Source organism: Timonella senegalensis JC301 (genome assembly GCF_000312125.1).
GTDB lineage: Bacteria > Actinomycetota > Actinomycetes > Actinomycetales > Cellulomonadaceae > Timonella > Timonella senegalensis.
Genome location: NZ_HE978642.1, coordinates 192,743 through 205,460, shown reverse-complemented (window position 1 = coordinate 205,460; position 12,718 = coordinate 192,743). Strand labels below are relative to the sequence as shown.

Sequence of the window (12,718 nt, the reverse complement as noted above, 5' to 3'; positions counted from 1 at the left end):
GCAGAACGGGACGTGAACGTACACGCCGAATCCGCGATCCTGTGCGCCGAGGCTCACCCATTGCGGAAGGCTGCCATCGATGGGGGCGGTTTCTCCGTCAGGTAGTGCTGGAGCCACTGGGTCCTCCTCGATGGTTGTTCGTACTACTTCTTGCGGCTGTCGCCCTGCTCGGAAGTCAGCGCAGAGATGAAGGCTTCCTTTGGAACTTCAACGGAACCAATGGTCTTCATGCGCTTCTTACCTTCCTTCTGCTTCTCAAGGAGCTTGCGCTTACGGGAGATGTCACCGCCGTAGCACTTAGCAAGAACGTCCTTGCGGATAGCGCGGATGGTCTCACGTGCGATAACGCGCATGCCGATTGCAGCCTGGATAGGCACTTCGAACTGCTGCCTAGGAATGAGTTCCTTGAGCTTGGAGCACATTTTGACGCCGTACGAGTAGGCGGCGTCCTTGTGCACGATTGCGGAGAACGCATCCACGCGCTCGCCCTGAAGCAGGATGTCGACCTTAACGAGGTCCGCAGACTGCGAGCCCTGTACGTCGTAGTCGAGGGACGCATAGCCGCGCGTACGCGACTTCAGTGCGTCAAAGAAGTCAAAGACGATCTCCGCGAGGGGCAGCATATAGCGCATCTCAACGCGGTCAGCCGAAAGATAGTCCATGCCCTGGAGTTCGCCGCGGCGCTCCTGGCACAGTTCCATGATCGAACCGATGTACTCGCTAGGCGCGAGGATCGTGGCCTTGGCAACAGGCTCCTGGACGTCGAGAACCCTACCGCCCGGGAACTCCGAAGGGTTAGTCACCTCGATCCAGTTCTTGTCCTCCAACTGGACATCATAAATAACGTTGGGAGCCGTGGAGATGAGGTCAAGGTTGAACTCACGCTCAAGCCGCTCACGGACGATCTCAAGGTGCAGGAGACCGAGGTAACCCACGCGGTAACCAAATCCGAGTGCAACCGAGGTCTCCGGCTCGTACACGAGCGCAGCATCATTGAGTTTGAGCTTATCCAGGGCGTCACGCAGGATCGGATAGTCCGAGCCGTCGATCGGGTACAGACCCGAGAACACCATCGGCTTAGGGTCGGAATATCCGCCAAGTGCCTCCGGAGCCGGGTTGCTCGAACTGGTGACGGTGTCACCAACCTTGGACTGGCGAACATCCTTCACACCGGTGATCAGGTAACCCACCTCACCAGCGCCGAGTCCCATGGTAGGGATTCCTTCTGGTGAGGAAACACCGATCTCCAGGAGTTCGTGTGTGGCCTTGGTGGACATCATCTGGATGCGCTCGCGCGGGTTCAGTTTTCCGTCAACCACACGGACGTACGTGACCACACCGCGGTAGGTGTCGTACACGGAGTCGAAGATCATCGCACGTGCCGGGCCGTCGGACTCACCAACGGGCGCAGGAACGGTCTCGACAATGCGGTCGAGGAGAGCCTCAACGCCCACGCCTGTCTTGCCGGAAACCTTGAGGACGCTCTCTGGGTCAACGCCCACGAGGCCCGCAATTTCCTCGGCATACTTTTCTGGCTGTGCTGCAGGCAGGTCGATCTTGTTGAGCACCGGAATGATCGCAAGGTCGTTTTCCATGGCCAGGTAGAGGTTGGCGAGAGTCTGCGCCTCAATACCCTGCGCTGCATCGACCAAAAGAATCGCGCCCTCGCATGCTGCGAGAGAACGCGAAACCTCATACGTGAAGTCGACGTGTCCTGGGGTATCGATCATGTTAAGCGCGTATGGCGTCCCGTCAAGCTCCCATGGCATACGCACAGCCTGAGACTTGATGGTGATTCCACGCTCGCGCTCAATATCCATACGGTCGAGATACTGGGCGCGCATAGCGCGGGGGTCCACAACGCCAGTCAACTGGAGCATGCGGTCTGCGAGGGTCGACTTGCCGTGGTCAATGTGCGCGATGATGCAGAAGTTGCGCAGCAGATCAGGGTCGGTCGCCGCGGGCTGAATGCGGGCTAGGTTGGCCGCCGAAGGGATGGGAGTCACGCCGTATATTGTCCCATGAACTTCCACCCTGTTCGCCCGAAAAACCTATGACTCAGACCACCAAGTCGTTTCGCTCGCCGTTTCCCGCTAGAGTTCCACGTGTGGGAAAGACGAACTGGGGAAGCATCCTAAAGAAGGCCGCCGGCATCGCATTCACTCTGTGGGCGGCCAGCAAAAAGTCATCGGGCACTTCGGTCAAGCACTCGGACCAGCCCAGCCAATCGACCAGCAAGAGCGCTCCAAAGAAGGCGCGTCAATCGTCGAAAAGCCAATCACCCAAGCCGGGACCGGGCAAAAAGCACGTCAACGTTGACAGGGTCACCAACACAGTGGGTGACGGATCCGGGCAGCACAAGGCGCCACAGGCGCCTGTAAAGACTCGGACAAACGACGATTCTGGTTACGTTGCGCCGGCCCTGTCCAGCCAGTACCCGGGGGATTTCTCAGGAGCGCTGCACCCGGAGTATTCACCGAGCCTCGACGGCGACGCTGACCCGGGCGAGATTGTATGGACGTGGGTGCCATACGAGGAGGACTACAACCAGGGCAAGGACCGTCCAGTGCTTATCGTGGGACGAGACGGCGGCTGGCTATTGGGCCTCATGCTCTCCTCCAAAGACCACACCGGAAACGGGAGCAGGTACGGCAACTGGCTCGATATCGGCGCCGGACCGTGGGATTCCCAGGGCCGCGACTCCGAGATCAGGCTCGACCGCGCGATCCGCATCAACCCGGACAACATGCGCCGCGAGGGCGCAATCATGAACCGGGATACGTTCATCAAGATTGTGAAGAGGCTTCCGTTCGACAAGGTGTGATGCGCGGGGCACGAGCACTGTCGCGAACGTCACCAGCAGTCCAAACAATCGCTCTTCCACGACGCACAAACCGTTGGTAGAATTTCCTACGTGTGTCCGTCAAGGTCGGCGGGCACCGTTCCAGAGCCTCACCACGGGTTCCCCACCCCAGTCCCGGCGCTGGAATCGCCTTCTACGACCTATCCGCTCGCCAAACGGCGAACAAAAAGAAAGTCCTAAAGTGGCAAACATCAAGTCCCAGATCAAGCGCATCCGCACCAACGAGATCGCACGTCTGCGTAACAACGCTTACAAGTCCGAGCTTCGCACCCACGTACGTAACGTACGCGCTGCGATCACTGCTGGTGACAAGGAAGCTGCAGAGGCTGCACTCAAGGTTGCATCGAAGAAGCTTGACAAGGCAGTTTCCAAGGGCGTAATCCACCAGAACCAGGCTGCGAACCGCAAGTCCGCCCTGGCGAAGGCAGTTGCCGCTCTCTGAGTTTCACACTCAGTTAGGCCGAAGGCGCCTTAAACATAAGCGTCGCTCCCGTGTCTCGGGGCGGCGCTTTTGTTATGCCCGGAACCGGTTTTCGAGCTGCAAACCGACCCCCCGTTCGCTCTTGGCCTCGACCGCTACGGGTGCGCCGCCGCAGCTGGGAGCGAGACCTCAACATGCGAACCTTGCCCCAACTTACCAAGTGGACGGAAATCACTCCAGATTTCTGGAAATTCGCCCGGCAGCCGCTTGATTGTGCGCCTGAAAGCCAATTATCTTAATTCGGAAACTGACCTAACACATAGGCTGTCCGATGACGTGTATGTGCCTCCGCCAGTTGGGTTTGTTCCGCCCATGCCCCCTTGGAAACCATGAGAATCAAGAAAAACAGGGCGCTACCGCCAGCGGGTAAGACTCCGCTAAGCGCCTTCAAGAAACAGTGAGCAGCAAGGTCGCTGAGGTTGAAGGTCGTATGGTTGGGGCTGGAAACGCAACGGTCCTCGACCACGACACAAGTACCAGGCTCAATACTTGTTGGAAAGACCAATTCGGTCTTTGATCTCGCTGCCCACACGAATGGTCGGGTTTTCACAGTTGGAGACTTGAACTTTGGTGTCGAAGGCGGTGGCTCAGGGCTCGAGAACCACGCTTACCCATGGCTCGGCGGCGACATCTTCGGCTGCGACCCAGAGCCACCCACCCCTCCAGTCGCGACAACCTCGCTCAGACCGGTGCCAACGTGGCATGGTGCGTCACAGCAGCCGGCGTACTGGTTGCAGTTGGTGGAGCTCTCGTGATGGGAAACCGTCGCCGCAAGGCATGAGAACGGGACTCAACGGTTCGCAAGGAACGTAAGAGGAATCGTCGATAAGTTCTAAGCAAAAAGTGGTGGTGGGTTCCTCCCCAAGGGGGAAGAACCCACCACCACTTTGTTGTCTCCTGATGATCAGCGGACAGTTGCCCTGCGCAACGCCAGGTAGAGGCCACCCACGCTCGCGAGTGCGATCGCAGAGAGCACGCCCAAGATGTGCCACCGCGTGGTGGCTGCCGCAATCGCAGCGAGTTGTGGAGCCAGGAACAGCAAGAGCAGTGCTAGCACTAGAACGAGCGCGATTGAAAGCGCCAGCGGCCCCTTGCTTCCCAGCCTCAGGAACAAGCCACCGAACACTCCACCAACGCAGAGCGCAACAAAGGTCATCACTGTCATGGTTAGGAATACCTTCACAAAGTTTCCTTCGCCGGCCATGTGGGTATCGAACACGTAGGCTCCTACGAACCAGTGCCCCGTGAGTTTCTCAATGCCCAGCAAAACCACGGAAATGAGCCCGACGTAGAACGCTTGCAGAGCGTAGAACAATGCCGTGCCGAGCGCGTATGAGCGCCGAGTTGTGCCCAGGGACATCGCGAACGGAAACGTCAGCGAGACCGCCTGAACTCCCAGGTAGACCAGGAATCCTGGGATTGAGTACACGGCCCCGCCGCTCATCTTGAAGCCGTCTGCGTACTCAGGGGTGGTGGTATCCACACCAAAACGTTGCATGGTGAGGGCGATAATCACTGACACCAGAACAACCAGAGCAAGAATCATCGCCGGCACTCCAAGCGTGATGAGTTTCTTGTTGAACTGGAGACGGGTTACCGCGAGTGCGCGCTTCATGATGCGTCCTCCGTGAGGTTGTAGGAGTTACCGATCGCGGACACGAAGTCGTGTAGCGCGACGCTCGAGAGTGTCAGGCCGACTGCTTGTGCAGACGCTCTGTCATGCTCGGCAAGAGGCCCAGACACAATCGCTGAGGCGAGAGTTCCTACCGTGCGAGTTTTAAGGACAGTGCGGCTTCGAACGAACTCCTCGACTAGAACTGCCTTTCCAGCAACTTCGTATACGAGACCATCTAGGTCCTCCACCTCGCTGTTTACTACAGCTTTGCCCTGATCAAGAACAACCACATGGCTGAAAATGTTTTCCATCTCCTCGATCAAGTGGGTGGAAATGAGGAAGGTGCGCGGGTGGTTCAGGTGTTCCTGCAGCAAGATTTCGTAGAACCTGTCTCTGGCCGCGATATCCAAGCCTAGGTACGGCTCGTCAAACACCGTGATGGGTGCGCGCGAGGCAAGTCCAAGAACGATTGCTAATGCGGAGAGCTGACCACGGGAGAACTTTTTGACCTGGGTCTTCGCAGGGAGGCGGAAGGTTGCAACAAGTTTGTCTGCCAGCTGGTCGCTCCAGTTTGGGTGAAACATAGCAGCCGCCCGAAGTACGTGATGCAGTTTGTAGTCATCCGGGTAACGCTGGTTGTCGCGGACGAAACTCGTGCTGTCTGCGACGTGCGCAGACTCGAATGGATCGTGTCCGTCCACACGCACCTCGCCCGAGTTAGCGCGGTCTTGGCCGGTGATGATTGCCATGATTGTGGTCTTGCCGGCGCCATTCGAGCCGAGTAGGCCGCAGATCGTGTTCCGCTCGACTTGGAAACTCACCGAGTCCAGCGCCGTGGTTGCACCGAACGTGCGTGTCACATTCTTGACCTCGATGACTAGGTCGGCCGTATGGGTTGTCATGAGTTGTATTCCTTTTCGATGAGGCGTCGGACCGTTTCGAGGTCGAGCCCCAGGGATTTTGCTTCTGACACAAACGTCTTGATTTGGGTGTGAGTGAATGCGTCCTCGCGCTCCATGAGGAGCTGCTTGCGCGCACCTTCTGCTACGAACATCCCTATCCCCCGCTTCTTGTAGAGGATCCCTCGATCAACAAGAAGGTTGAGGCCCTTGCCTGCCGTGGCCGGATTGATCCTGTAAAAGACTGCAATTTCGTTGGTTGAGGGGACTTGATCTCCCTCTGGTGTAACACCGGAAATGATGTCGTTACAGATCGTTTCTGCGACCTGTTGGAAGATCGGCTTGGATTCGTCGAACAACCTCATCACCTCACTGGTTCATTACTCATGTAACTAACCTACGAACCTAGGTAGGCCGTGTCAAGTGTTCTTCAGAAATTGATTAGCGACGATTGTGCCCAGCCAGGGCACAAAACCTCATTTGAACAGCAAAAACGCTGGTTTGAAAAGCAAAGGCCTAGCGTCCGTAGGCAGTCGTGATTGCGAGGACCGCGCGCTCCACTGCGTAGACGGGGTCACGGCCCTGACCCTTCACTTCTGCATCTGCCTGAGCAACCGCCTGGATAGCCTCGGCGATGCCATCGGGAGTCCAATTTTGGAGTTCGCGGCGCGCCTTGTCGGCCTGCCATGGCGCCATTCCGAGCTCGGAGGCGTTGCGGCCCGAGCGCAGTGCGCCGGCCTTGGCGAGCGTCCGGACCTTCAGGGCGAGGGCGGCAACGATGGGAACGGGGTCGGCGCCGGTTGCAAGGGCATGCCGAAGCAGGGACATGGCCTGGGCGGAGTTTCCGGCAACTGCGGCGTCTGCGACCTTGAAGCCCGAGGCCTCAACGCGCCCGCCGTAGTACTTGTCCACCGTGGCCTCATCGATGGCACCCTCGGTGTCCCCGATGAGCTGCTGACACGCGGCGGCGAGTTCGCGCAGGCTTGAACCGAGGGCCTCAACCAGAGCGCGCACGGCCCCCGCCGAGGCACGCCGTCCGGCACGCTTGAACTCTGCGGCAGCGAACGAAACCTTATCCGTATCCTTTTTGATCGGCTCACATGACACGAGCGGGGCTCCCGACGCCTTGATTGCGTCCAGCATCTTCTTGCCCCGCACTCCCCCGCGGTGCGCAATGACGAGCCACACATCCGGAGCGGGCCCGCTTTTCACGTACTCAATGACGTCCGTGATCAGCGCGTCCGTGGCGGTCTCCGCGCTGTCGATGATGATGAGCCGCGCCTCGCCGAACAGCGATGGGCTGGTCATCATCATGAGCTCGCCCGACTGGTAGGCGGACCCCAGCGTGACGGTGCGCTCCACCTGTGGGTCGGCGGCCTTGGCCTGCGCGGTGATTCGCTCAATCGAGCGGTCCACAAGAAGTCCCTCGGAACCCTGCACAAGAACAAGAGGAGCGAGTGGTGCGTTATCCCAGGAGAGACCTGGGCGCGCTGCGGAACGGGAGGAGGCTGCCATGGCTCTACAATTTCACGGACAGTCGCCAACCACAAACCACCCGCCCGCGCTTTTTCCCACCGCGGTGGTACCGCACAAGTCTGTGCGAATGATCGCTGCTCCGACACCCCTGTAAGAGTCCAGGGCGCGAGCGGTGGGATGGCCGTAGGTGTTGTCCGTGCCAACCCCGATGAGCGCAACGTTGGGGTCGAGCGCCCTGACCAAGTCACTGCTCATGGAGGCCGAACCGTGGTGAGCAACCTTGACTAGATCGACCCCTGTGCCAAAACCGGCTGCACCTTCCGAACCACCCGCATTCAGGTGACGTGCGAGCCGGCTTTGCCCCGCCTCTTCGAGGTCTCCCAGGAACACGCCAACACTGGGTCCGGGGTCATCGGCACCTCCCATCAACTCCGCAACAACCACCAAGCTCGCGTCGTTGGTGACGTCTTCGCCTCCGTCCGACCGCCCCTTCAGGTAGCGGACCTCCTCGTTCGTTGGCCACTCCACCTCCACACCGGGGAACAACGGCAGCTCACCCTCGCCGAACACACTCAGCGATACACCCGCATGGGTAGCAGATTGTCGCACCGCTTCCGCGGCAAAACTGCCATCGATGTCGGGACCGGCAACAATCCGGTCAACGCGCACCGTACGCAGGACCTGGTCCAGCCCACCAATGTGGTCGGCGTGGAAGTGAGTCAGGAACACCGCGTCTACGTGCGCAATGTCCAGGGCGGTGAGGCAACGGCCAATTTCCGCGCCGGCAGGCCCTGTATCAATGAGATAGGTACCGGAACCAGCGGTTCGAAGTACGAAAGCGTCCCCCTGACCCACATCGCAGGATGCCACGCTCCAGTCCCGACCGTACGTGCTTCCGGGGCGCAAAGGCTCCAACCAAGTGGGAGACAGGGAAAGAACCGCCACAACGAGCACGCACAAAGCCAGAATCAACCTCGCACGGTGCAGCAACCGTATGTTCGCTCGCACAGCCCCCGCCGCCTGCGATCCCCTGATCGCCAGGATCCGAGGCTCACTCCACCCGTCGGCGTGGCTTCGGCCAGATTCGGTGTCCGCCACACGTGCCCGCGCGCCCCGGAAAATGATGTCTCGAACCCGGAGTCCAACCCGATCGCGTACAAGCTTGCGCAGCCCTGCGAGCCCGTCGCTCACGTGATAGCGCCAACACAGGCCAACTACCAGCACCGTCACCGCCGCGAGTGCCATCACCCCGCCGGGACCGTCCGACCAGGCGAGAGTGGAACCCGGTGCCCCGGCGCTCACTTGGGCCACATGTGCGATCCACCAGGTCGCGCCGCTCGCAATGTGCGCGCACACAAGCGCGCCAAGCGGCCAGACTCCGGCCAGGACCGTGGCCGCCAGACCAAATACTGTTGCGGGAAACAGCGCCGGGGCCGCCGCAATATTTGCCGCAACCGAGTACACCGAGACGTAGGGCTGCAGCGTCAGGAGCACGGGCCCTACTGCGAGTTGTGCCGCGATCGGAACCGCGAGTGCCCGTGCCGCAACCTTGGGCAGGAACGGTTCCCCGCGGCTCGGTCTGTGTAGGAAGTCCGCGATGGGTCCCGCGCCCAGAACCAGCCCTCCGGTTGCGAGAACCGACAGCACGAACCCGTAATCTCGCGCATGCCACGGGTCGTATACGAGCAGCCCAACTACCACCGCACACAGTGCGGCCAAGCTTTGGCTGGGCCGCGAGCGCACGAGCCCTAGGATAGCCACCCCACCCATTGCTGCGGCGCGCAGTACCGCCGGGCTTGGATGCACGAGCGCCACGAACCCCAGCGCTACCGCCGCAACCAAAACCGCACGGAGCGTCCGGGGCAACCGCCAGGTCAGTCCCAGTATCACCAAAAACACAATGGCAAAGTGTGAACCCGAGACCGCAGTGATGTGGGTAAGCCCCGAGATCTTCATGTCATCCGCTAGCGGCACCGGCAGCGCCGAGGTGTCCCCTATCGCTGCACCGGGAACGAGCCCGCGAGCCTGCGGCGAAAAGTCCTGCACCAACTCGTTGAGTCGCGTGCGCGCGGCATTCACAGCTCTGTCGACTTTGCCTGGATCCCCCACTTCCGCGGGAGGTGCCGAGGCCGTCAACCGTGCCAAGTCTCTCTCCGCGGGCTCGCTCGGGGACAGAGTACCCGCGAGGCTGATCACCGCCCCGTACCTTGGCGCGGGCTTCCCCTGTGCCATCTCCCTGGGAATCGTGACGCGCACCCGGCCCGGGTATGTGGTCTCCCAGTTGTGAACACGCGCGTGGGTCACCCGCACCGTCAGCACGAGCGCACCCTGCGCGAACCCGCTCGCCTGAACCTTCGGTTCCATAACAACTATCCCGCTGAACTGCGCATACATGCGTTCCTGCGCTGCGTGCGGTAATCCTGAACTGGCCCTCGCTTGGGCGTGGACCGCAACACTTCCCAGCAGCACGCCGGCCACCAGCAGGCTGACGCCTGCGCTGCGCACCACCGTCTGGCTATGTGTGCTTCTTTTACTAACGACGATCCACGCCAGCCCCAGCACCCCGAGGACTCCCAGCGTGGTTGCGAGAGCGGCCACGGCTGCTGCGTGCCATGGCAGCGAAATGGCGGTAGAAACCCAGAGGAGCAGGGCGATGGGCAGGAGCCGGAAATCTCTGACCATCTTGATCAGCTCACACTGGCGAAGCCACTCACCTTGGACAGAATCGAAGGTCCGATCCCCTTGACGTTCTGTAGGTCCTCAACCTTGGTAAACGGCCCATGTGCGGTGCGCCAATCTACGATCCTTCCCGCAATCGCTGGCCCAACACCCGGAAGTCCTTGCAACTGCTCGGCTGACGCGGTGTTGATGTTGATCGGTCCGGTGGTAGTGGAGCCGCGTGACGTGCTCCCGCCTGCCCCACTGGCAGGATTTGCATCCCCAGCGCTTTGGGCCACTCCGCCAGCGGGCACGACTTCGCCGGGCTTGGGCACGAAGATCTGTTCGCCATCCACTATCCGGCGCGCAAGGTTGACCGCGGCGGTGTCTGCACCTTTTAGCGCGCCGCCTGCGCTCTCGAGTACGTCAGCGACCCGAGAGTTGGCAGGAAGCTCATACACACCGGGGCTCTTCACCTGACCAGCGATATGCACCACGAGGACTTTCGTAGAGTCAAGTGGTTCACCCTCTTGATCCTCGTCGATCTTGTTGCTGTTGGGTGTTCCCACCGTGACTTCCGCCTCCCCACCATCAGCGCCATCGGTTTGAGCGTCCAGACCGGGCTCTCCAACCACCTCTGCGATGGGGCGCTCCTGGGCATCAGGCCGCAGGAAGTTTGCGGTCGCGCCGATAGTGAGCGCGATCCCCGCAGCCACGACGAGCGCGATCCCGCTCTTGGTCCCGAGCTCCCAGCGTCCGCGCTCAGACTCGGCATCTATCCTGCCGTCGTGTTCAAGCGGATGGCCGTGAGCTGCGGTATACGCGAGCGTGACCGTTCGACCCAGTGCGCTGGTTCGAGGGAGGGCCACGTTCGAGTCCTCCGTGCCAGAACTAGCGGAGAGTAGAGATTCCAGCTGCGCGCGTGGGATGGTCGAATCGTCAGGACCGCTCGCACCTTCAGCATGGTCGCCGCGGTCCTCGTTGGCAGACCCTCCTGGCCGTGCGGCACTAGGTCCTGAGGCCATCGGTTTACTGTGGCCCCACTCGGAGTTGAGGGTCGGAGGCTGCCAGGAGGAGCGCGCGGGGTGCGGCTGGCTGAGGGCGAGGAGTCGTGCCTGTTGATTCGTATCCACCCGGCGAGGCTAGGTCCACTTGGCTCGAGATGCGGAAGGGTCGAGCAATAACGAAGCAAATCGGTGGATCGCCATCACACCCGGGCGCTTGTAGACAACACGCACCCGCACCATACGGGCCTTCGACGCCAGAATGCCCCCAAAGAGGCATGAGCTAAACGGGCTGCTCAGCGTACTCTCATCCATATGGTCAACCGGACAATGAGCCCCCTTGCCACCTGCATCCTGGGCGCGCTGCTGCTCTCGGGATGCGCAACCGAGGAAACGCCTGCGGTGGTACCTCCAACCGCTTCCGAAACCAGCGCACAACCAACCGTTGACTCGAACGATGACGCTGACGCTGACGACGCCTACGAGTGGGGCCTACGCCACTTCCTGACGAACGCGCCAGGTAGTACAGGCAGCGAAGGAAAGTGGATCAAGCTCGATGCCAGCTCCACATGGAGCCCGTTCAGTGGAGCAACGAAAAGCTCGTGGTCGCACAATCCGCACTGGATAAGGCCTACGAATGCCTCAATGAGTAGGTCGGCGTACTCGGTCCCGCAAAAGAAGCGGGCAACTCAGAGTTGAGAGGCGCCAGAGCGAACTAGGCGAAGGTCACTGCCACGAGCCCCGGCCCCACGTGACTACCCAGAACCGCAGAGGCACTAGACAGATACACGGGCACTTGGACCTCGCGTCTCAGTTCGTCGGCGAGGGCCCGCGCACGATCCGGCTCCCCAAAGTAGTGCACGGCAATCCCCGATGCGCCGGCTTCCACCGCGTCGCGCGCATGTTGAGCAAGATGACCCAGCGCAGCCGCACGCGAGCGGACCTTAGACGAGACCACGATCTTGCCAGAATCGTCAATTGTCAGAATCGGCTTCAGGCCGAGCAGCGTGCCCAAAGCGGCAGCGCCGGCGCCAAGCCGCCCGCCGCGGCGCAAGTGGTCGAGCGAGTCCACCAGGAAATAGGCGCCGGAACCCGCCGCAGCGAGTGCGGCAGCAGCAGCGACCTCGTCTGCGCTGAGCCCACCAGCCGCGGCGCGCCCGGCGGCCACGGCCGCAAACCCAAGAGCCATGCCGGAAGTCTGCGAATCGACCACCTGAACTGTGCGGTCGCTGGCCTCGGCCACCGTGCGGGCCGTACTCACCGTGCCCGAGAGTGCCGAGGAGATCAGGACCAAGACCGCCTCATCAAATCCGGCGTCCCACGCCTGCTGCAGCGCACGCTCGAAGTCGGCCGGGGTGGGCTGGGAGGTTGTGAGCGGCTTCTTCTGTGCGATGAGCTGCGCGCATTCGGTGGGGGTGATGTCCACGTTCTCTTGGAAAGACTGTGCTCCCGCCAAAACGTGCAGGTTGACCACGTTCACGCCGGCGGCGATGCGCACGTGCTCGGGGATGCTCGCGGTGGAATCGGTAATGACGGCAACGCGAATGGCACGGTTCTGCTTGGAAATACTCACGGACCCAGATTAGTCGGTCGCGCTGTGGGTGCGTGACGTTTCGGCCGTGCGGCAATAGCATGACGGCATGGCCAACCAAGACACTGCCCCCGACAACGCCACTCTCGCAGAGCTCCGTGCTCAGGCTGCTGCAGCCGAAGCAGAGGCTG

General features: G+C 61.0%; 11 protein-coding genes. 3 read left to right on the top strand and 8 right to left on the bottom strand.

The window, feature by feature from the left end:
• Positions 1-143: 143 nt before the first annotated feature.
• Positions 144-2,006 (bottom strand): translation elongation factor 4, encoded by a 1,863-nt coding sequence (lepA, locus tag HGSM_RS05440; protein WP_019147739.1) that lies wholly within the window; start codon positions 2,004-2,006, stop codon positions 144-146.
• Between the two features lie 101 nt (positions 2,007-2,107).
• On the opposite strand from lepA, the gene HGSM_RS05435 reads away from it, so the two are divergent.
• Positions 2,108-2,824 carry a type II toxin-antitoxin system PemK/MazF family toxin gene (locus HGSM_RS05435; protein ID WP_230197501.1) on the top strand — a complete coding sequence of 239 codons (717 nt, stop codon included), beginning with the start codon at positions 2,108-2,110 and terminating at the stop codon, positions 2,822-2,824.
• A gap of 220 nt (positions 2,825-3,044) precedes the next feature.
• Positions 3,045-3,305, top strand: coding sequence for a 30S ribosomal protein S20 (rpsT, locus tag HGSM_RS05430; protein WP_019147737.1), 261 nt, complete (start codon positions 3,045-3,047; stop codon positions 3,303-3,305).
• Positions 3,306-4,248: 943 nt separating this feature from the next.
• Here the strand turns inward: rpsT and HGSM_RS05415 are convergent.
• The 6 genes from HGSM_RS05415 to HGSM_RS14825 all read right to left on the bottom strand — a co-directional run bounded on the left by HGSM_RS05415 (position 4,249) and on the right by HGSM_RS14825 (position 11,125).
• Entirely contained in the window at positions 4,249-4,959 is a 711-nt protein-coding gene (locus HGSM_RS05415; protein ID WP_019147734.1) for a hypothetical protein, read from the bottom strand.
• A complete protein-coding gene (locus HGSM_RS05410; protein ID WP_019147733.1) occupies positions 4,956-5,861 on the bottom strand; it encodes an ABC transporter ATP-binding protein in 906 nt (301 codons plus the stop codon). The genes HGSM_RS05415 and HGSM_RS05410 overlap by 4 nt, the downstream gene beginning before the upstream one ends.
• Entirely contained in the window at positions 5,858-6,223 is a 366-nt protein-coding gene (locus HGSM_RS05405; protein ID WP_019147732.1) for a GntR family transcriptional regulator, read from the bottom strand. The genes HGSM_RS05410 and HGSM_RS05405 overlap by 4 nt, the downstream gene beginning before the upstream one ends.
• Positions 6,224-6,374: 151 nt before the next feature.
• Entirely contained in the window at positions 6,375-7,373 is a 999-nt protein-coding gene (gene holA, locus HGSM_RS05400; protein ID WP_019147731.1) for a DNA polymerase III subunit delta, read from the bottom strand.
• A 12-nt stretch (positions 7,374-7,385) separates the two neighbouring features.
• Positions 7,386-10,016 carry a ComEC/Rec2 family competence protein gene (locus HGSM_RS05395; protein ID WP_019147730.1) on the bottom strand — a complete coding sequence of 877 codons (2,631 nt, stop codon included), beginning with the start codon at positions 10,014-10,016 and terminating at the stop codon, positions 7,386-7,388.
• A 5-nt stretch (positions 10,017-10,021) separates the two neighbouring features.
• Positions 10,022-11,125 carry a ComEA family DNA-binding protein gene (locus HGSM_RS14825; protein ID WP_230197500.1) on the bottom strand — a complete coding sequence of 368 codons (1,104 nt, stop codon included), beginning with the start codon at positions 11,123-11,125 and terminating at the stop codon, positions 10,022-10,024.
• A gap of 201 nt (positions 11,126-11,326) precedes the next feature.
• Here HGSM_RS14825 and HGSM_RS14370 point away from each other — a divergent pair, with 201 nt between their 5' ends.
• Entirely contained in the window at positions 11,327-11,695 is a 369-nt protein-coding gene (locus HGSM_RS14370; RefSeq protein ID WP_154646256.1) for a hypothetical protein, read from the top strand.
• 16 nt (positions 11,696-11,711) lie between these two features.
• On the opposite strand, the gene HGSM_RS05385 is transcribed toward HGSM_RS14370, so the two are convergent.
• Positions 11,712-12,569, bottom strand: coding sequence for a DegV family protein (locus HGSM_RS05385; RefSeq protein WP_019147728.1), 858 nt, complete (start codon positions 12,567-12,569; stop codon positions 11,712-11,714).
• Positions 12,570-12,718: the final 149 nt, after the last annotated feature.

Coding starts and splice junctions, on each gene's coding strand:
- holA (WP_019147731.1), bottom strand. CDS start 7,373: ATGGCAGCCTCCTCCCGTTCCGCAGCGCGCCCAGGTCTCTCCTGGGAT.
- HGSM_RS05405 (WP_019147732.1), bottom strand. CDS start 6,223: ATGAGGTTGTTCGACGAATCCAAGCCGATCTTCCAACAGGTCGCAGAA.
- HGSM_RS05410 (WP_019147733.1), bottom strand. CDS start 5,861: ATGACAACCCATACGGCCGACCTAGTCATCGAGGTCAAGAATGTGACA.
- HGSM_RS05415 (WP_019147734.1), bottom strand. CDS start 4,959: ATGAAGCGCGCACTCGCGGTAACCCGTCTCCAGTTCAACAAGAAACTC.
- HGSM_RS14370 (WP_154646256.1), top strand. CDS start 11,327: ATGAGCCCCCTTGCCACCTGCATCCTGGGCGCGCTGCTGCTCTCGGGA.
- HGSM_RS05395 (WP_019147730.1), bottom strand. CDS start 10,016: ATGGTCAGAGATTTCCGGCTCCTGCCCATCGCCCTGCTCCTCTGGGTT.